We start from the raw sequence: 20,623 nt of genomic DNA, 5'->3' as shown, positions 1-20,623 counted from the left end.
GAATATTTACTTTATTCATCATTCTTGATTAACCTAAAACAGTTTTAAAAATAATTTTGATATCATTCACAAAAGACCAGTTTTCTAAATAATGAATATTAATCTTAACTTTATCTGGAAAAATCACTTCATCATTAAATTTAATTGGGTCTTCTTGTTCAGCTAATATTTCTTCTTCATTTTTATATTTCAAACTTGCAGGGCCAGTAATCCCTGGTTTTAATAATAACATCTTTCTATCATCTCCTTCTAATTTATCAGCATAACCAGGTACATCGGGACGAGGTCCTACCAAACTCATATCGCCTATCAGAACATTCCATAATTCGGGAAGTTCATCTATCTTATACTTGCGAATCTTAGCTCCAAATGGAGTTATACGACTTTCTCCACGCACTGATACAGAAGATCCACTATGCCCTATCGTCATAGAACGAAATTTATACATCGTAAATAATTTACCATGCTGCCCCACTCTCTTTTGTTTAAATATTGCTGGTCCTCCTGGCATTTTCACTTTAATCATTATAGCAACTACTAATAGTAGAGGCCAAATTAATAGTAGCCCAAAAAACGAAGCTAAAAAATCAAATATTCTTTTAATTATCATACCTGCTTAAATAATACGCGTTTTAACCCAACCAATGATCCAACACCATATGAAATATGTAAAACGTAGAATGTTAATATCATATAGCATATACTCACTTCATTCTTCATATATGCCTTAATAGAAATAATACAAACCAACAGAAAGTACAACACAAAGGACAAAACACTTAAAATAACAAATGGAGCCCATATCAATCCCAATAAACTTGGTATAACTAAAGATAATACAAAAAGCAAAGGAATAAAATGACGCAAAGACAGTGAATCCATCGCATTGGTATAATATACGGTCAAAATATTCCACATACCATTTTGAAAATTATTCTTTGACAATGCTTTATAAGTCTCTCTTGCTAAATATGTACAATAAGTATCCGGAACTAATAAAATTCTACCACCATCTCTCTTTATCCTTTTGTTCAGCTCAATATCCTGATTTCTCACCAGCTTAGGGTTATACAACCCATACCTATCGAAAACTTCCTTGCGATAGCAACCAAAAGGAACTGTATCAACTTCTGTAATCTTATCGACTCCTAATCTAAACAAAGAGTTTCCTACACCAAACGGATTACTTAAAACCTCACCTATAGCTAAAGTCTTCGCATTTTTATTCAATACGTCTGTTCTACAAACAGCTCCCACGTTTGTTGCTCCAAATTCTCTAATAGCATTTAGTAAAACAGAAATATAATTATCCGCATAAAAAGAATGTGCATCAATACGCATAACAATATCACTTTGAGAAGCTTTTATACCATAGTTCATCGCGTATGGCACAATACGTTCTGGATTATTCAGTAGCTTAATCCAACTATACTGTTTTTGATATGTTTTTATAATTTCGACTGTACTATCTGTACTATTACCATCTACAAAAAACACTTCTATTTTTTCTTTATCTATATCTTGTTTTACTAATGAATCTATACACGTATCAATGTACTTTTCTTCATTATATGTTGGACATATAATACTAATTTCCATGCTCATTCTATCTAATATCCTTTTTATTGTAATACACACTCATACATACCTTTATAATCTTTAGCAATATACTCCCATAAATGGTTACTTACAATCTCGAAAGGTACAAAATCATAAGAATTATAATTTTCTCTTAATGTTTTTATTCCTGCAGAGATAGAGTCGATACTAGTACTTACAACACTTTCTCCCACATTATTATAGATACCATAAATACCTTCATTAACTGTATTCAAGATAGGTAAACCTTGAGAGATAGCTTCCAAGTAAACTAAACCAAAAGTTTCAGCATGAGAAGGCATTGCAAACAAATGATGCTCTCTAAACTTTTCCTTCAATTTCTCCTTATCGTATATAACCCCTAAGAAATTAATAAATTTACAACCAATAATACTTTCTAAAACTTTTCTTTCATCATTGCCCCCACCTCCAATTAAAGTTAAAGAAAACTGATTTCTCTCTATGTTTAATCTTTTTATAGCTTTAATTAAATTCAAAACATTTTTTCCTTTATCAAACTTACCAATATACAAAATCTTAAAAATATTATTTGAAGAATATATCATGCGCTGATTTGAATTAGAAATCCAATATTTATCTATACCATTATACTTAATAGTAATTTTATCATTAAAGCTTTGATAATTTCTTTTATAGACAGAAGTTTCTAAAAATCTTTCTTTATAAACATCTGAAATAAAAATAATTTTTCTGGCATTTTGTAATATTTGTTCTCCATACTTCCGTAAATGCAACATAAATTTATAAAACAAATTCATGTCAGTGTTTCTAATTGTAATGACATAAGGAATATTACAATCTTTAAATAACTCATACGCTACAGCTCCATCGCTATACCAAGTATGAGCATGAATTAAATCTATTTTTGATAAATCAACAAGTTTTTTTAGATCATTATTAAGTTTTTTTACTTTATGGTAAAAATTGATTCTATCATATTTTGTCAAAATATTTCTATAGATAATTCTTGACTTTGAACTACAAAAAATAATTTTATTACAATCAATAAGACTAGCATCGCGAATACCTGTATATATTATTTGATTTAAATCTAAATAATCTAAATTCTTTATTAAGTTCTGATAAACTTTTGAACCAGAATAGTCATTAGCTATATGCAATATATTCATATTTTTTATCGATTATGTAATTTACTTCTTATGGGAAAACAATATAACAAATAACAGACTAAAGCTAAACCATTAGTTAACAGAACTGAAAAAAAAGCCCCTGAAATGTATGTAAATGTAATAAAAATAGAAAGAACAACCATAATTCTCGTATCAACACCTTGAGCACAAAAATCATATAATTTCAACATAAACACTCTTATAAAAGGATAAAACACAATTGCTCCCCAACCAAACTGGGCATAATCATTACCTAAGAGACCTGTATTAGCATTTGTATCCTCGTTACCTCCATACATTAAGCCAATCATTCGTTGAAAACCATTTTGAGCAGCATAAGGATCTTCTAATCCAAAAATTCTTAATACTGATCCTCTAAGGTACAAGAATTCACGATGAGGGGTTTCAAAGAAATCATACATTTGATACGATATACTACCAGGTATAAAAAGAGATCTTCTTGTCCAAATATCATTTATCGTTGTTGAATCAAAAACCCGAAACTCTATAATGGAAAATGCTAGTAAGAAAGTCAATGCAACAGGAGCCCATAGTTTAAACTTCTCAGAATAAAAATAAAAAGCTATAAAGCAAATAAAAATAGTAAAGAACTGTGTTTTAGAAGCACCAAATGCAAATGACATTAGTTGTAAAACAACTACAAAAAATACTAGTCCCCAATTTCGAGCTTTTAATGCATACATTAGTGTTAAAATACCAACGTAATATGATGATGCTTTAATATAACTCAAAATACTAGGAATAGATAATTCCCTTACAGCCAGACGATTTTCATAAACATCGCTCAAATCTATTTTTATTTTAAATCCATTATAATAGGCTGTAATAAAAAAATTAGACACTAAAATAAACCCAACAATCCAAAAGAAAATATCTCGACTTCTCGGCAAAGAAGCTCGGAACGAAAAACTTTTCAATTGATATAATATAAAAAAAGATAATTGGTACAAAATAACAAAAAGAAAAAAACCTTCGGCTATATCTTTATAAGCAATGAATACATATAAAGGAAAATAAAATAATAGATTAGTTAAATTCATAATCATAGCAGAAGGCTTATCACTTTTATGAATTCTAACAAAAGTAAAAGTAGTAAATAGAACTCCTAAAATTGATAGATACAAGTTTATTTCAGGAGCATCATTCACAAAACCTTTGTAACTCCACCTAGGAACTATTAAAAACTTATATATCCACAGTAGTAAACAATAATAAATACTTAGGATAAAAACTATCTTTATCCTATTACTTTTCTTGTACATTACACTCTATAAATTTTTTATTCACAATAAATTTCTTTGGGTCTGGTTTAGAATACATAGTTATTCCTCTTTCTGCTAAGTCTAAGAGTAAATCTAAAGTATACTTAGCTTCAACCATTTCTAATCTAAGATTAGAAATTTTCCTAACATGGAACTGACTTTTGTCAAAATATTTTTTCACTATCTTCTTCTTATTTCTTTTACGTTCAAACTCATGAGTTAAAAAAATAGACTTCAACACATTACCATCATAATCCCTATAACTATATTTAACTTCTTTCGTAAAAAAATTAGAAAAATAAACATACTTTTCTTTTAGGATGCTCTCTGTACAATGAATTACAGTACCAAGAAAATAAGGCAAGCCTAAAGCAAAAATTAATGTTTTCTCTTGACACATTTTATAATAAGGTGAAAACTCATCCCAAGCTGTAATGGAATTTACATGCTCTGATAGAAAAAAATCAGCATTTTTACCATAAGCACATACAGAATGCTGTAAATTAATACTTCTCTTTACTCCTGGGTATTTCCGGAATATTTCTGATAAATATCCTGCTCCAGATGGAGAAGAATTGACATCGAAGACAACCTCACTGTCATCCATTTTACTTAACATAAATTTATTCTTGGGATAACAAGGCATCAACAAAGTGCCTTCATCACCTAGAACATCTAAAATACAATCTATTAGCTCATTTACAGAGCCATTGTAATTGTAAAACTCTGTCATTGAACTATGAATAAAAACATTAGATCCCTTCTTCATCCCCATATCACACATCATTGATACGATATCATTTGCTGTATACTTTTGTTTATATATTCTCGAATAGATTTTCTTCTTTTGTTTTTTAACAAAAAGAGAGAGCCCATCTATTCCAAATAAGTTCTTTACAATTTTACGCCCAACACTTTTTACTCCCATTTCAAAATATATTAATTATAATCTTTATTTTATTTTATTCTTTAACGATTGAACAATAGCAAAAACTTCATAATATCCATCTAATCTAAAAGCTCTAGATCCACAAATAAAAACAATTAAAAAAACACAACCTCGAAAAGCAATAGTAAACAAGTCAGACTCAAAGTTAGGTATAAAACTTACAATAACTCCCACAGTAATTGCAATAAGATATGTAGGAACTAAGCACCTAATCTGCTCAGATAATCCCCAAGAAATTAAACTCCCAGATTTATACAAATTTACTAATGCCATTAAAAACGTACAAATAACTAAACTGATTAACATATAATCAATCCCATATTTTATCGTAACAACAATTGAAGCAAGAACTATTAAGTGTCTGAAAGTATCTATCCATAACAATACTTTACCTTTCTTAAACAATTTATAAAGATTATAACTTATTTGAATCATTGGTAAAACCATTCCATATAAACATAATATACGAAAATAAGGAACAGCTGGAAGCCATTTTTCCGTAAGCAACACCCTAAATAACGACTCTGCAATACACATCAAAAAAACCATTAAAGGTACTATCAAAAAAATAGTTGTTGTAAATATCTTAGAGTATGCTAAACGTAAAAAATTTATATCATCTCTTTTTTGTACTAAAGCTGGAAAAGAAACTTTCATAACAACTTCTGAGATAGTAGAAGCTGAAATTTCTTGCATTTTATTAGCTTGATCATAATAGCCTACTTGAGATACTGGATAAAACTTACCAATTACTAACACATAAATATTTTTCATTGTTACATTTACAATAGAATGAAACATTAAATTCATACTAAAAGCAAACATATCTTTTATAGTTTTAATAGATAACACAAAACTTGGTAACCATCTTCTTTGTGCAATATACAGCAATGTTCTTACAGTATGAACGGATAATTGCTGTCCTACTAATGCCCAAATTCCAAAACCTGAATAAGCCATACTAATACCAATTATACCAGATAAAACAGCAGAAACAATATTTGCAGTAGCAGTCTTTCTAAAATCTAACTCTTTTTGAATAATTACATTCTGAACTAAACCAAATGAATTAATCGGAATAATTAAAAATAGTACTCTCGCATAGTTAGTTAACTCAGGTATATCATAAAACGAAGAAATATAAGGACTTATAAAAAACAAAACAAAATACAAAATAAAACCTACGAACATATTTAAAAAATAAACTGATGATAAGTCAGTTTCGTTTGCATCTTTCTTTTGAATTAATGCCTGAGAAAAGCCAGAATCAAGAAGTATTTGTCCTAAAGCTATAAATACAGTAAGCAGACCAACTACACCAAAATCAGAAGGTAACAGAGCTCTTGCTATTATAATTGTAACTAAAAATTGAATGCCAAGTGCAGAAAATCTACCAATAGATTCCCATAAAACACCTGAAATAAACTTTTTCTTTATGCTAGTCATCTTACTTTATATCACAATAGAATTAATACTTAAGGACAAATACCCTCAAATAAATAATATTAAAAATTACAATCTAGCGTCAACAATATTTCTTTCTAAACAAGCTTTAGTGTCAAATACGACAGCATTATTAACTGTTAAATCCTTTAAATTTAAAGTTAAAAACTGTTGATGTGCAACTGCTATAATAACTGCTTCATATTTTTTATCAATAGGCAAACTTTCTTTTAATTGTATCCCATATTCATGTTTTACTTCTTCAGCTTTAGCCCAAGGATCATGAACATCTACACTCACACCAAACTTTTTCAATTCTTTATAGATATCAGCAACTTTTGTATTACGAACATCAGGGCAGTTCTCTTTAAACGTTACTCCTAATATTAATACATTAGCCCCCTTAATATGCAAATCTTTTTTAATCATCAATTGAATTGTCTTTGAGGCTACGAATGAGGCCATACGATCATTCACTCTACGTCCTGACAGAATAACTTCTGGATGATAGCCTAACTGAGTCGCTTTGTGCGCTAAGTAATAAGGATCTACTGAGATACAGTGTCCTCCAACCAATCCTGGTTTATACTTTAAAAAATTAAACTTCGTACCTGCAGCATCTAATACATCATTTGTATCAATTCCTACTTTATCAAAGATTAAAGCTAACTCATTAACGAAAGAAATATTCACATCTCGCTGTGCATTCTCTATTGCTTTTGATGCTTCTGCTACTTTTAAAGAAGGTGCTAAATGTGTTCCTGCTTTAATGATAGTCTTATACAGATTATCTATCTCTGTCGCAATTTCGGGAGTACTTCCAGAAGTTACTTTCATAATAGTAGTCAAAGTATTCACTTTATCCCCAGGATTAATACGTTCAGGAGAATATCCTACATAAAAATCTTGGTTAAATACTAAGCCTGAGAACTCTTCTAATAAAGGCACACATACTTCTTCTGTACATCCAGGATAAACAGTTGATTCATAAATCACGATATCACCAGTTTTCAACACTTTACCCAACATGGTAGATGCTCCTTTTAATGGCTTTAAATCAGGAGCATTAAATTCATCAATAGGTGTTGGAACAGTTACGATATAAACATTTGCAGTCTTTAATAATTCAAGATCATTAGACGCTAGATAGCCTTTCAAAAAACCATTTGATTTTGCTTCATTCAAAGAGTTGTTTAATTGTTCTAAATCTGCTTCTAATGTATGATCTTCTCCTCTGTTTAATTCCTCTACTCTTTCTTTGTTAATATCAAATCCTATTACAGGAAAATATTTAGAAAACTCTATAGCCAGAGGTAATCCTACATAGCCTTGTCCTATTACTGCTATTTTATAATCTGTTCTCATTGAGATAATTTAATTTTATATACTTAAATATTATTACAATCTACTATCTATTATTTCTCTATTTAATGCAGCTTTCGCATCATAAATAACCGCTGGCGAAGATACCATATTCTCGATGTCAAGTGTACGAAAATCAGTATGTGCAGTAGTTAAAACTACTCCATCATAATGTTTATTCGTAGAAGGTAATCTATGATCATTAATTTGAAATCCTTTTTGCTCTACTTCATCCAATGTAGTTATCACTTCAATTTCATATTCTTCTCTCACCTCTTCAGAATTTACCCATGGATCATATACATCTACCTCGATACCATACGAAACTAATTCCTCATAAATTTTAGCCACCTTGGTATTACGTGTATCCGGACAGTTCTCCTTAAAGGCAAAGCCTAATAGTAATACTCTAGAGCGACTCACATCTATCCCCTTTTGTACCATTAATTTCACCACCTTACTGGCAATAAAAACAGGAATCTCATCATTCACGCGACGTCCTGATAAAATCACATCAGGGTAATAGCCGACTTGAATAGCTTTATGTGCTAAGTAATACGGATCTACTGATATACAGTGTCCTCCTACTAATCCTGGTTTGTATTTAAGGAAATTGAATTTAGTTCCTGCTGCCTCTAAAACATCTTGAGTATCTATACCAATTCTATCGAAGATCAGAGCTAATTCATTGACAAAAGAGATATTGACATCGCGCTGTGCATTCTCTATCACCTTTGCAGCTTCTGCTACTTTTAATGAAGGTGCTTTATGGGTGCCCGCTTTGATAATCATGCGGTATAATTGGTCTATTTCTTCCGCGACAACTGGTGTACTACCTGAAGTTACTTTGACAATTGTCTCTAAGGTATTGACTTTATCTCCTGGGTTAATGCGCTCTGGTGAATAACCTACGTAAAAATCTTGGTTGAACTTAAGCGTTGAAAACTGCTCAATAACAGGAATACACTCTTCTTCTGTACATCCTGGATATACTGTCGATTCGTAAATCACAATATCTCCTTTTTTAATCACAGAGGCGATGAGTTTCGACGCTCCTTTTAATGGAGACAAATCTGGAGCATTAAACTGGTTGATTGGCGTTGGAACAGTTATGATGTAAACATTGGCTTGAGCCAAATCCTCTAAAGTGTAACTTGGCAAATACCCTCGTATTCCTCCTGAAGTTTGATATTCCAAAAGAGAGACTTTTAACTGGTCGATTTCTACCTCTTTAGTTAGGTCCACCCCTTGTTTAAGTTGCTCTACTCTTTCTTTTTTAATATCATACCCCACAACAGGATAGTGTTTAGCAAAGGCTAATGCCAAAGGTAAACCAACATAGCCTTGACCTATGACAGCGATTTTATATTCTTTACTCATAACATTTTTATTTATTGCCGCTTTGCAAAGCAACAACTTTTATTCCTTTTCCAAACGTCGTATTTAGTCAAAAAATTGTCCTTTTACAACGAAAAAACAAAAGTACGGTATTCACATTATATAACCTTGAATTTTCCTAAAAATTCCGTAGACACTCACTTTCTTTTAGTAAAAGACATTTTATTTCATTTATAATCACTCACTCAAACAAAGAATCGTATTAGACTTTAATTACAAATTTTAAATACTTTAATAAAAATAAATAGCTATCATAAGTGAGTTAATTTAAGAAAACTCTAAAATGTTAATTATTATAATCAAATTACTGAGCACTGATACAATTGACTTACAAGCATAGGTTTTAAAAGGACAAACAGTACAATACAAGGTCATGGGTTAAGAATTAAAACAAGGCTTTGTACTTTTAATTCTAACCCACTAATTAATATGCTATGCAAAGTGAAGATGATTTAAAAGCTCTATCTAAAATTCTTTCATTATTAAGAGCTGTTAGTATTCTACTATTACTTATTCACCTATACTGGTATTGCTACTACTTGTTTGTTAAGACTAACATCTATAGTCCAGTAGTAAACCAAATACTTTTAGGCTTTAATAAACACTCTTTTCTTTTCTATCATCCTTTAGTTACAAAACTCTGTTGTTTTGTTTTGCTAGCTCTAAGTCTTTGGGGACAAAAAGGTGTAAAAGATCCGTTGATAACTCTAAGAAAAATATTTTGTGTGTTCTTTGTTGGCTTTATATTATACTTTTTAAACTTTTGGTTACTTGACAATCAATCTACCCTTTCAAACATCACTTATATTTTAAGCACTTTTTTAGGATACCTACTTCTTCTAATATCAGGAGCTTGGATAAGTAGGCTTTTATCAGATGATTTACTTGAAGATGTATTTAATTTTGAAAATGAAAGCTTTTGGCAAGAAACCCGTCTTATTGAAAATAAATATTCGGTTAACTTACCAACTGAGTTTTTATATAAAAACAAAACGCACAAAGGCTGGATAAACATTATTAACCCTTTTAGAGCCACCATTGTTCTGGGTACACCAGGTTCGGGTAAAAGCTTTGCGGTTATTAACAATTATATCAAGCAATTAATCGAAAAAGGGTTTTCAATGTATATCTATGACTTTAAATTTGATGACCTATCCACTATAGCTTATAATCATCTACTTTTACATAGCGATAAATACAAAGTAAAGCCCAAATTCTATGTTATTAACTTTGATAACCCCAGAAAAAGTCACAGGTGCAACCCTATAAACTCCAAGTTTATAAAAGACATATCCGATGCCTATGAATCGGCTTATACCATTATGCTGAATTTAAATAGATCATGGATTCAAAAACAAGGAGATTTTTTTGTTGAATCGCCAATTATTCTGTTAGCGGCAATAATTTGGTTTTTGAAAATCTACAAAAAAGGCAAGTATTGTAGCTTTCCTCATGCCATAGAACTACTAAACAAAAAGTATAAAGATGTATTTACCATTTTAACAAGCTATCCCTCTTTAGAGAATTACCTATCTGCCTTTATGGACGCATGGCAAGGTGGCGCGCAAGAGCAACTACAAGGTCAAATAGCCTCGGCTAAAATCCCTTTATCGCGAATGATATCACCCTCACTGTACTGGGTTATGAGTGGGGATGACTTCAGCCTTGATATCAATAATCCAGAAGAACCGAAGATATTGTGTGTTGGCAATAATCCGGATAGACAAAATATTTACTCAGCTGCATTAGGACTTTACAATTCAAGAATTGTAAAACTAATTAATCAAAAAGATAAACTAAAAAGCGCTGTTATTATAGATGAGTTACCTACAATTTACTTCAGAGGACTCGATAATTTAATAGCAACGGCTAGAAGTAATAAAGTAGCAGTATGTTTAGGATTTCAAGACTTCTCTCAACTAAATAGAGACTATGGAGACAAAGAAAGTAAAGTTATTCAAAACACAGTGGGGAATATTTTTTCAGGTCAAGTAGTTGGTGAAACAGCCAAACAGTTATCCGAGAGATTTGGAAAAATTCTACAAAAGCGTCAAAGCATATCAATTAATAGATATGATAGATCTTCTTCAATATCCACTCAATTAGATATGTTAATACCTTCCTCGAAAATATCCACTCTTAGTCAAGGAATCTTCGTTGGGGCCGTGGCTGATAACTTTGATCAAAAAATAGAGCAGAAAATCTTCCATGCTCACATTAAAATAGACACAAACAAAGTCAATCAAGAGCAAAAAAACTATAAATCAATTCCCACTATAACCTCTTTTACAAACTACAAAAATGAAGACTTTCTAGACAAAGCAATTCAAGATAACTACAACCAAATCAAAAAAGACATTGAAAAGATTATCAAAAATGAGCTTTTAAGAATTGAAAACGATCCTGATTTGGCACATCTTTTAAATAAAAGCAAATCCTAAAAAGTCTCCATTTCAATTATATAAATTCATATTGTAACTCACAGTTTTTATTAAGACGTAAATAACCTTTAACTTTATTGCTTTTACTTATTTTAAACTCAAACAAAGAAGACGATTTTCTTTTTTGTATAAGCTGATTTACATCACTAACAGATAAATAAACACCCGATATTTGACGCTTTAGACTCCATTTACACTGCTTGTTTTGACAAATAACCCTATCCAAGTAAAACTCTAGGTTATGCTTTTGACAAAAAGGACATAAAGTGGATTTATTCTCTATAGAATAAACCTTTTTAGTATTATTAAAAAACCCAACAAGCTCATTTACTTTCTTATCTAAATTTGCTTTATCAATGTCTGTTTTTGTATACCTGTAAAACAATATTTCAAGCTCGAAAACTCTTTGCAAGAATTCACCTATATTAAAATCTAACTCCTTAAATAGTTTAGCTACTTCACCATTTAGAGTAACTCCAGCTTTAGATGTTTTTAAAATCTTGCTATAGATTAAACTATCAAGGCAGAGAACAGCACGTTTAAAAAAGTCTTCAAAAAAACAAAGCTCGTTTTGACTTATTCCCCTGGTTTTTAAAAATTGCAAAAAATCCCTTTCTAATGACTTTAAAACAGAGTTTGCAGATAAGAAACAATTTTTTCTAATTTTTGTTTTTTCAACTAAGGCGCTTTTTACTTGAATTTTACTCTTAGAACTAAAAAACTCATCTTTAAATGAATCAACTATATTATATGCTTTAAAACTGTTACTGGCAACCAAAGAAAAATTATCTTTCGAAATAAGATAAAACTCTAAATAGTGCTTATTAGAATCAAGGGATATTTGAACTTTTTTTTGCTGTTTTTCTTCAAATGGCTTAAAACACAAAATTATCTGTTCTATCAAAAGATTATAAATAGCTTTTTGTTTAACTCCTAAGCCTTTTGGTATTTGTCCTCTTGCAAGCAAAGGCCACTTACAACTGCTGGAATTATCTAATATGCCTTTGTAATTAAGGTTTTTACTCTTTATAAAAATCATTTGATGCTTAAAATCTGAATAATCTCTAATTTGTGATAAAACCCCAGGTATATCCTTTTTAAATTTCACTGGCAAATACCGATATAGCGTAATTGGATAGGATAGAAAACCCTGATAATACAAAGTCTTTAAAATACTCAATGTCTCTTTATAAAGAATACCATACTGTTTATAAGCTTTTTTACACAGGGTTATAAAATCAAAAAAAAGTGGTCTTTGAGCACTTAAAACTTCCCTTTGCACTTTTGAAATAGATAGTGATTTAGATTTTAAAATTTTATTTACAACAACTATAGCTGATTGTCTATTCTTATATTTTTTAGTGTAATTACTATAATACTCTTGTTCGTTTATTAAAACCCTAGCAGTTACGGAGTATTTTGCTTTTCTACCAAGAGATTGAAACTCTTTTTGTTTTTGATAAACAAATGAAATAAGAAAAAAGGATATAAAACAACTTGGCCCAGCAGAGCTATTTACAATCTGTTTTAATTTATAGCTTAGCTTATCGCTTAAAAAAGTATAAACAAGATCTTTTTGCAAAGGCTTTTCAAACAAACACAACTTTTGCCAATAATGCATTTTTTGTTCAAAAGCTTTTTCTAAACTTTTCTTATCCAAACTAAAGAGCGGCAATCTTGTAAAGGGTAATTCCAAGTTTAAATACTTGTATAAGTACGCAAAAAAAACATCAGCTTTTTCACTGGGCTCTGTAGCAAAGAGAATACTCTTACTTTTTTTAGCCAACTCTTTAATTGTAGTAAACTGATTTAAATAATAATGGTCATTTTCTAAAAAGATTGCCTTATACTTGTCAAAGGCTTTAACTTGAAATGCAAAGCCTTCGCCTTTATTTTTTTTATTGACTTGAACAGCTTTAAGTATAATATCTCTACTACCAATCCAAGTTACATAGTATTTATCTGAATAATAATAGTTATTTGTTTTTTCAAAAGCTAAAACAAGCGTAGCAAGAACACTTGCCACACTTGCTTTACGAGTTATTATTAGTTCCATATTTAAAGTTTATCTAGGTCTTAAAACAGCATTATCTTTACTTGTTTGATTCTGCTCTTGAGTATTTTTAATTTGATTACTGTCTTTGTTTATTGGATTGTCAAAGGAAAAACTCGTTTTATTATTTACCTTATCATAACTCACATAGCCGTTATAGGGGTTTCCACGCTTATCAATAATCCCTTGAACAAATACAGCTTTTCCTTGCAAAAGATTGTTATACTCAGAATCCGAAAGAGTCTTACCTCTAAAAACTCTTAAGTCTTCTTGGTTCGTTTTTTGATTTTTCTTATTGACATTGTCAAACAAAAATTCAATATGTCCTTTAGAGGCATTATACTGAATCTCTGCATCGAAAGGATTGCCTTTACTAGAGTTCATTCCTTGCACAAGCACCGCCTCACCGTGTTTTAGCTTTTGAATCTGCTGTGCACTAAGCTCTACTCCCTTTATCTCAACAGGAACTTTTACAGCCTGCACGCTTGTCACGGCAAGATTATTAGTTAATCTATCAACGCTAACCACAGAGGGTACCTTCTGTCCTGAAACTGGATCGATAAGCTCTACTACTCTACCCATATTACCAGTCTTTAAAAGATTGTGTTTATCGAGCTTGGTAAATTCATGCCCTTGAAAAGGAACATTTAAATTAGGATACTTTTTAACTCCCTCTAGGTTCATAACCACCTCTCCGTTTTGATCTCTTTTTAAACTCAAACGGGCATCTAAAGAGAAAACAGCGGCTCCTAAGTCTAAATTCACCATCACTAAATCCTTTGTTTTATATCCCTTTAGTAAAGGTTCTAATAAATCCATTTCATCAAGTTTTTGTTTAGATAGACCAATCTCTGAGAGTGCCTCCCAATTAAGCTCGTTTATATTGTACTTATATGGATTGTATTCTTTACTGGTTATTAAACAAGAGGATTCTTCTCTTTTTAAACTCTCTATAACTTTATCTGGATCGATTTGGTGCTCCAGGTAAAGTTCTTTGTTTATAGATTGTTTTTGATCTAGCTCTTCTTGCATTTGCTTGGCTAGATTAAGGGCTAGTGATTCAGGGACTTTAAAAAAGCTAAACTGAGTCGGATCTTTTAATTGCGAAAAGAAGTTGGAAAAGAAATTAGAGAAAAAATCACCGTGCTTATCTACCTTTAAAAAGGATTTGAGATTTGCTTTGTTAACCGGCGCACTTTGTAAACGACCATTCTCGCTTAATCCCTTAACTCCTTTAATTTTGTTGTCCTTAGCATCGCTAACTAAAAGAACTTGCTGTTCTTGTTTGTTTACTTTAGTTTCCATAATATAAATTTTTAGGTTTTTTAATACTTAAAACTATATTCAAATACTATAGAATCTATTAGTTGACCCCATTTGGTTATTATTTGTCCTTTACAGGCCGTTAATCATTAATGGGTCTTGAGAAACAATCCCTTAAGAGTTTTTCAACATCCGAGAGTTTGTAGTAAATCTTACCTTTTAGTTTATAATATGGCAGCTTTTTCTCAGAACGGTACCTTTGCAAGGTTCGGTAGGAAATTTTTAAAATTTGAAGAACATCTTGATTGTCTAAAAGCTCTTCGCCATCAACATTTAAAGTTTGGAGTTGTAGTTTAGAAATATTTTCATTTAAACTATCTAGTCTGGTAGTAAGTCTCTTCATCCAAGAAAGAAACTCTAAACGATTAATACTCATAATTCAAGTTTTAGTGATTAATACATGTTAGCTAACACTACAAATCTGTAAACTCTTTTTGAATAAAATTGCCAATTGGCATGTTTTAAGGTGTGTTAAACTCTCTAAAGTAAGACACTGACAGGCTTTAAGGTAAAAACAAATATAAAAAAGGCCTAAAATCAGGAATAAAGCGTATTTTAAAAAAGTAGTAAAATAGTAGTTTTTAAGGCTTTACATACGAAAAAAAAATGAATTTGTTTGCCAATTGCTAGGAGTAAAAAAGACATAATTATCTCATTAAAAATACTTTAACTTTTACGGTAAATAAAAAAACAGTATAAATTTAAATAAACAGCAATAAATCACACTTTTAAGGTAATTAAATATATATTTTACCAGACACTAAAAAATAAAGTTTTAAGGGGGTTATACTCTTTTTTCAATTTTGATATAAACTAATCTAATCGCTTGGCAATTTCTTTGGCTGATTTATGATCTTCCCCTTTTAAAAGCGTATCTATATTTTTTGTTTTCAGGTTATTATTTTCTAATTTCTCATAGTTAATCTCACTTCTACTCTGCCCTATTATATCATAATAATCCTTTTTAGAATTATTGATAAAAATTAGCCTTGCTATACTAAAAGTTAAATAGTAACACAACCAATAAAGTCCTAAGAAAAATTCAAACATATTACATTATATTAATTAGGGTTAAACCAAGTATTTACTCTTGGATTTTTTTTTCTTTTTCTTTATCGAGTCTTCAAACTGCTTTTCTTGCATATCAAAACTTGGCCCTGAAAGCAGATAGTTGAAAAAGCACACAAAACTACTTTGATTACTCTCTAGCATAAAATCCTCTAAAAAATTAAAACTCTCATGACTCTGCAATGCTTTATACTCCTTTTGACTCTGGTTGTATCTTTGTAGCACTAAATTTTTAAGTGGATTTTCAATCTTTTTTCTAAGCGTATTAAAATAGGAGTTGTGTTTGGAGTTTAACTTTTGACTTAATTTTTTAAAGTTAAACACCACTTTAAGCTCATGAGATATAAAAACAAAGTCTTTTTTAAGCTTATTGGATAATTCAACTAGATTAATACCTTGATTTTTCAATAGCTTTTTAAACTCCGAAAAAGACTTACTTTGTTTAAAATAAGCTTGAATCATCTTTTTTAGCTCTGAAAGTTCACTAGTTTTATCCACTCTTAGCTGTGTTGATTTATTATAGTGACTCTTTAAAAAATCTTCATCTACTACTAAATCAAAGCGGTGACATGAAAAAATATTACTGGCTTTATTCTTGTTTTTATCTAAAGCCACATAAAACACATGGTCTTTACTTTTTGATTTAATAGCCTGGACATTAAAAAGTGATAAAAGTGCGTTATACTTTTTAAAACTTGTAAACAAATAGTGTTTAGGCAAAGTGCAAACAACGCTATTTATTTGATCATAAACCGAAAACTCAGCGTGATTTACAATATCTAGTAAAAACCGCTTATAACCTTTGTCTTTTTTCTGATACCCCGTTAATCCGAACTCCTTTGTGATTTCTCTACAAGCATTATGCGCATGAGAGTAATCATAGAGCTTTTCAATCTTCTTGCCCCATAAATTAACTGCAATAGTAGCAATATGTATGTGAATCCTTTTTAAATCAAAGTGTTTATAGACAATATAAGGTTGGTTTTTTAAATTTACTTTAGCCATATAAGTTTTAGCTATAAGCAGTAACTCTTTATCACTTAATTTATCCTTAGGATGAGGATTAAGCGATATGTGCCTCACTGGCCTTTGAGTTGAAATATTTTTTAAAAGATAAGCTTGGAAATACCTTTGAAAATACACAGATAAATCCTCCACTTTATAAAGTGGATACGCTACTTTGTGTAAATATAAAATACTAGCCTCACAGGCCTTCACCTTATTTTGATTATAACGAAGCACATTTAGAATATCTTTGCTTTTGCCAATTCTAACTATCATATTCTTTTTGTTTATCTATGACAATCTTCTCAAAATCTAGGGTTAGCGTTATTATATCTTTACAAAGTTTTGAAAGATCAATAGTTTCTTTAAAAAGCTGTTGATAGACCTCTAACTTCTTGTCTTGCTCTTGGCTTTTTTGAACTAAAGTATTATAATTTACAGCGATTGCTTTAAAATGATTGATAAGTTGAGTTAAACTAGAGTGGTATTCTATAGCTATTGGGTCTATAATAACACTCTTGATCTGATTGTTTAATATTCTTGAGATAACAAAATTAGATTTGTTTCTAACTTGATATTTTTCAATGACTTTCTCAAACTGTTCAGATTCCGATTCAGTTAGATAAATGGAAAGTGTTTTTACTATTTTTCTAGTAGTTTCCCTTTGCCTTGAAACCATCTTTTTATCATTAGTATTCATAGTCTTATTATTTAGATTTACAAAATCTACTTAATAAAACATCAATTAAATTATCATGGAATACAAAGGACACTTTTGGAATATATTGGCCTAATCTTCTATTGTTTAGAATTATATATAAAAATAAATAGCTGATTGCTATTATTAAACACTATAAAACAAAGCCTTTAGGTAAGCTAGAGATGTCCAAGTCTTTAGGATTAGCTCCTTGAAGTAGAGCATTAATAACCTCATCTTGCTTTAATTCTTCAAACTCATCATAACTAAGCCCAAACATAATTTGCAGGTTAACCTGAGTTATGGCTTCATTTGAATCAATAAACTTATCGGAATACATTCTTAAAAACTGTTGCTTTAAAATCTCTTTTACTTGAAACTCTTTATAAGCTATAAAATCATTTTCTTTTATAGATAAAATTCTCTTTAAAGCAATAAAGTCATTAAGCTCTGCCTCAGTAATACAATCATCTTTTAAAGTATAATACGCATACAAGACTAGAAAATCTAAAGCCTCTTGTTTGATCTGCTCTATTATGATATTATTCTCAAACAAATAAGTTTTTAACTTAGCAATTGAAGTGTCTTTAGAGATTAAAATTGTTACTATTTCTTGTAAAGCCTTATTATTATACTTATAAGTTAAAGCGAATTCTTTAAAATGGTCAGATAGATTATACATAGTTTAGCAGATGAATTTAAATTATTTTCTCTTATATAGGTTCTTTCTACCATTGGATATGGAAATCACAATTCCTTCTTTTCTTAGATTATTCAAAACATTTGATATAGCACCACTTGTAACTGATACATCAATAAGTTTATCACTTTGCATTTTCTCCTTAATCTCAGCTACTGTTCTATAGTCAGCGAAATATTTACTAACTACTAATTTACGTACTTTAGCTGTTAGATTAACTTTTTGCTTTAAATCTGCTTTTAGTTTGTAGATTGTAACAGAATTTAAACTAACATCCATTAACTCACTTAGAGCATAGTCAACTGCTTTAGCATACTTCACATAGAAGTCAATATTTTCAGCATCCCCACTTTCAACTCTATAAAGACTACCACTTGAAATCTTGGTAATTTCACGTACGTGATCTATAGTATAGTTTAATTTTTCTCTTTTCAATTTTAATCTGTTACCTATTTCCTTTTTATAAGACATACTACCAATCTTTTATTGAACACAAAAAATCCATGTGTTAAATATTTTGTGTTTAAGGTTTTTTTACTATATTTGCTTTTATATAGATGTAGCTATTAAGCTTTCTATCGTTTTCAACGATGTTATCGTAGTGTAAAATCCTACAATACAGAATAGAGTATCCGTAAAATCACTCTATGCAAAAAGGTTTATATTTTTGCATTACATACGAGTAATACTCACGTATACTTTTATATTCAATGAGTTTTCTCATTTAGAATTTAGGACACCTACGACTTGATTGTATGCAGATATTCCCATGTAAAGATTTACATGGCTAATCGACTATACAATACATCGTTTATATAATCTATGTGTGCGATTTTGTTTAATAACATCGCTAAGCAATTCTTATAAATAAAAAGGGTTGTTTATATGTGAATAGACAATATTATCACTCACATACTAAGTGGTGTAAAAAAAGGTTGTTTCCTATAATACACTACCCTAACCTTTGGTTAAAGACATAGCTTTACCTAAGATTGGTTTTTTCTATTTTTAAGATTCGCACTCTAAAAGTAATTCCTTTCTTGCTGTTTTCCAAAACAGATACATTTTAAAGCAAGTCTAAAAGCAAAAGGTTGCAACAAAAGTGATAGTCTAGCAATTATTTGCTAGGCTATCTCAGTGAAACTAAAGCATTGGATTTATATCTTTTATGCTTAAATAATACTAAATCTCTTATTCATGCCAGTCTCCCAATTAGGCATTAAGAGATTAAAATACAAGGTATAAGTGTTTTTATTTTATAAAAGCAATACCACTTCCTTAAAGGACTTATCGAATAATCCTATTCGAGAATTTTCAATTATTTTTTATTACAACAAAACAATTATTAACCAAACTAAACCAAGTAATTACTATGAAAAAACAAACTTGTTAAAGTGATTATTTACAATAGTGATATTAACGTCCTAAACTTTATTTTCTTACCAATAAACTCACTTTTACAAGCAGACAAACTTTGATATAAAATTGAATTAGTGAATTAGTTAGTACTGCTTAACAAGTTTAATATATCAAACCAATTCATGCATACTTTAGCGGGAAGCTAAATGGCATACAGACAAACACCATTACTTTTTAATTGATCAAGCAAATAAAAAGTAATGGTCAATTAAGCATTAAATACAAACAACAACTATAAAACTAAACTATCTATTATGTCCTTAATTATCACAATTACATATAGCGCGCTGCTAAAAGATAAGACATAGGTAAAATCTACCTTAAAATTCATTGAATTGTAATACTACAGATAATTAGTATACCGTAAAAAGACAACTCTTTTTTCAGTGTACAGGATAGCTATTGCCTTAATCCACAATTAAACAACAACAATAATCATCCATTCGACAACAAGGCTATAGTGTTAGTTTATTTAAAAAATTGCCGTAGAAGCAAATCTATTAATGCTATTTATTAACCACTAAAACTATTTAATTATGAAACACTTAGCTCTTAGCATAAACTTCTTTAACAGTAAAGTAATCCAAAATTCATAAAGTTAGAACGGGAAAGATAGTTTAGCTAAGGGCACTAAAAACAACACAATGCGCTGGTCAAAGGGATTTTGAAAAGCGCTATTAAGTCCTATGACTATCTCTTGTCTCTTAGATAAAGCATTTTGGGAGACATGCT

At 30.1% G+C, this 20,623-nt stretch carries 17 protein-coding genes; 1 reads left to right on the top strand and 16 read right to left on the bottom strand.

The window, feature by feature from the left end; translation table 11 throughout:
- Positions 1-28 precede the first annotated feature (28 nt).
- The 8 genes from NWE55_RS13540 to NWE55_RS13505 form a co-directional block, all read right to left on the bottom strand.
- Positions 29-610, bottom strand: a complete 582-nt coding sequence (locus tag NWE55_RS13540; protein ID WP_258204217.1) for a sugar transferase — start codon at positions 608-610, stop codon at positions 29-31.
- Positions 607-1,605 carry a glycosyltransferase family 2 protein gene (locus NWE55_RS13535; protein ID WP_258204216.1) on the bottom strand — a complete coding sequence of 333 codons (999 nt, stop codon included), beginning with the start codon at positions 1,603-1,605 and terminating at the stop codon, positions 607-609. The genes NWE55_RS13540 and NWE55_RS13535 overlap by 4 nt, the downstream gene beginning before the upstream one ends.
- Before the next feature lie 17 nt (positions 1,606-1,622).
- A complete protein-coding gene (locus NWE55_RS13530) occupies positions 1,623-2,750 on the bottom strand; it encodes a glycosyltransferase family 4 protein (protein ID WP_258204215.1) in 1,128 nt (375 codons plus the stop codon).
- A gap of 5 nt (positions 2,751-2,755) precedes the next feature.
- A complete protein-coding gene (locus NWE55_RS13525) occupies positions 2,756-3,919 on the bottom strand; it encodes a hypothetical protein (protein ID WP_258204214.1) in 1,164 nt (387 codons plus the stop codon).
- Between the two features lie 97 nt (positions 3,920-4,016).
- A complete protein-coding gene (locus NWE55_RS13520; protein ID WP_258204213.1) occupies positions 4,017-4,961 on the bottom strand; it encodes an AAC(3) family N-acetyltransferase in 945 nt (314 codons plus the stop codon).
- A gap of 24 nt (positions 4,962-4,985) precedes the next feature.
- Positions 4,986-6,428, bottom strand: a complete 1,443-nt coding sequence (locus NWE55_RS13515; RefSeq protein ID WP_258204212.1) for a lipopolysaccharide biosynthesis protein — start codon at positions 6,426-6,428, stop codon at positions 4,986-4,988.
- 66 nt (positions 6,429-6,494) lie between these two features.
- Complete coding sequence (locus NWE55_RS13510) at positions 6,495-7,790, bottom strand: nucleotide sugar dehydrogenase (RefSeq protein ID WP_258204211.1); 1,296 nt, start codon at positions 7,788-7,790, stop codon at positions 6,495-6,497.
- Positions 7,791-7,823: 33 nt separating this feature from the next.
- Positions 7,824-9,167 carry a nucleotide sugar dehydrogenase gene (locus tag NWE55_RS13505; protein ID WP_258204210.1) on the bottom strand — a complete coding sequence of 448 codons (1,344 nt, stop codon included), beginning with the start codon at positions 9,165-9,167 and terminating at the stop codon, positions 7,824-7,826.
- Positions 9,168-9,619: 452 nt separating this feature from the next.
- On the opposite strand from NWE55_RS13505, the gene mobC reads away from it, so the two are divergent.
- Entirely contained in the window at positions 9,620-11,626 is a 2,007-nt protein-coding gene (gene mobC / locus NWE55_RS13500) for a conjugal transfer protein MobC (RefSeq protein WP_258204209.1), read from the top strand.
- A 16-nt stretch (positions 11,627-11,642) separates the two neighbouring features.
- Here mobC and NWE55_RS13495 read toward each other — a convergent pair whose 3' ends face one another.
- The 8 genes from NWE55_RS13495 to NWE55_RS13460 form a co-directional block, all read right to left on the bottom strand.
- On the bottom strand, positions 11,643-13,412 hold the full coding sequence (locus NWE55_RS13495) for a DNA topoisomerase (RefSeq protein ID WP_258204208.1): 1,770 nt from the start codon (positions 13,410-13,412) through the stop codon (positions 11,643-11,645).
- 279 nt (positions 13,413-13,691) lie between these two features.
- Positions 13,692-14,984, bottom strand: a complete 1,293-nt coding sequence (locus NWE55_RS13490) for a DUF3945 domain-containing protein (protein WP_258204207.1) — start codon at positions 14,982-14,984, stop codon at positions 13,692-13,694.
- Positions 14,985-15,084: 100 nt separating this feature from the next.
- Entirely contained in the window at positions 15,085-15,378 is a 294-nt protein-coding gene (locus tag NWE55_RS13485) for a helix-turn-helix domain-containing protein (protein WP_155092571.1), read from the bottom strand.
- Between the two features lie 437 nt (positions 15,379-15,815).
- Positions 15,816-16,052: a hypothetical protein gene (locus NWE55_RS13480; protein WP_258204206.1), complete on the bottom strand. Its 237-nt coding sequence runs from the start codon at positions 16,050-16,052 to the stop codon at positions 15,816-15,818.
- Between the two features lie 21 nt (positions 16,053-16,073).
- A complete protein-coding gene (locus tag NWE55_RS13475) occupies positions 16,074-17,351 on the bottom strand; it encodes a relaxase/mobilization nuclease domain-containing protein (RefSeq protein WP_258204205.1) in 1,278 nt (425 codons plus the stop codon).
- Entirely contained in the window at positions 17,341-17,775 is a 435-nt protein-coding gene (locus NWE55_RS13470) for a plasmid mobilization protein (RefSeq protein ID WP_160339618.1), read from the bottom strand. The genes NWE55_RS13475 and NWE55_RS13470 overlap by 11 nt, the downstream gene beginning before the upstream one ends.
- 151 nt (positions 17,776-17,926) lie before the next feature.
- Complete coding sequence (locus NWE55_RS13465) at positions 17,927-18,454, bottom strand: hypothetical protein (protein WP_258204204.1); 528 nt, start codon at positions 18,452-18,454, stop codon at positions 17,927-17,929.
- Between the two features lie 21 nt (positions 18,455-18,475).
- Positions 18,476-18,943: a helix-turn-helix domain-containing protein gene (locus tag NWE55_RS13460; RefSeq protein WP_258204203.1), complete on the bottom strand. Its 468-nt coding sequence runs from the start codon at positions 18,941-18,943 to the stop codon at positions 18,476-18,478.
- Positions 18,944-20,623 lie beyond the last annotated feature (1,680 nt).

Source organism: Myroides albus (genome assembly GCF_024722315.1).
Lineage (GTDB): Bacteria > Bacteroidota > Bacteroidia > Flavobacteriales > Flavobacteriaceae > Flavobacterium > Flavobacterium album_A.
This window is presented reverse-complemented; position numbering and strand designations above follow the sequence as displayed.

Coding starts and splice junctions, on each gene's coding strand:
- NWE55_RS13540 (WP_258204217.1), bottom strand. CDS start 610: ATGATAATTAAAAGAATATTTGATTTTTTAGCTTCGTTTTTTGGGCTA.
- NWE55_RS13535 (WP_258204216.1), bottom strand. CDS start 1,605: ATGAGCATGGAAATTAGTATTATATGTCCAACATATAATGAAGAAAAG.
- NWE55_RS13530 (WP_258204215.1), bottom strand. CDS start 2,750: ATGAATATATTGCATATAGCTAATGACTATTCTGGTTCAAAAGTTTAT.
- NWE55_RS13520 (WP_258204213.1), bottom strand. CDS start 4,961: ATGGGAGTAAAAAGTGTTGGGCGTAAAATTGTAAAGAACTTATTTGGA.
- NWE55_RS13515 (WP_258204212.1), bottom strand. CDS start 6,428: ATGACTAGCATAAAGAAAAAGTTTATTTCAGGTGTTTTATGGGAATCT.
- NWE55_RS13510 (WP_258204211.1), bottom strand. CDS start 7,790: ATGAGAACAGATTATAAAATAGCAGTAATAGGACAAGGCTATGTAGGA.
- NWE55_RS13505 (WP_258204210.1), bottom strand. CDS start 9,167: ATGAGTAAAGAATATAAAATCGCTGTCATAGGTCAAGGCTATGTTGGT.
- mobC (WP_258204209.1), top strand. CDS start 9,620: ATGCAAAGTGAAGATGATTTAAAAGCTCTATCTAAAATTCTTTCATTA.
- NWE55_RS13490 (WP_258204207.1), bottom strand. CDS start 14,984: ATGGAAACTAAAGTAAACAAACAAGAACAGCAAGTTCTTTTAGTTAGC.
- NWE55_RS13485 (WP_155092571.1), bottom strand. CDS start 15,378: ATGAGTATTAATCGTTTAGAGTTTCTTTCTTGGATGAAGAGACTTACT.
- NWE55_RS13480 (WP_258204206.1), bottom strand. CDS start 16,052: ATGTTTGAATTTTTCTTAGGACTTTATTGGTTGTGTTACTATTTAACT.
- NWE55_RS13475 (WP_258204205.1), bottom strand. CDS start 17,351: ATGATAGTTAGAATTGGCAAAAGCAAAGATATTCTAAATGTGCTTCGT.
- NWE55_RS13470 (WP_160339618.1), bottom strand. CDS start 17,775: ATGAATACTAATGATAAAAAGATGGTTTCAAGGCAAAGGGAAACTACT.
- NWE55_RS13465 (WP_258204204.1), bottom strand. CDS start 18,454: ATGTATAATCTATCTGACCATTTTAAAGAATTCGCTTTAACTTATAAG.
- NWE55_RS13460 (WP_258204203.1), bottom strand. CDS start 18,943: ATGTCTTATAAAAAGGAAATAGGTAACAGATTAAAATTGAAAAGAGAA.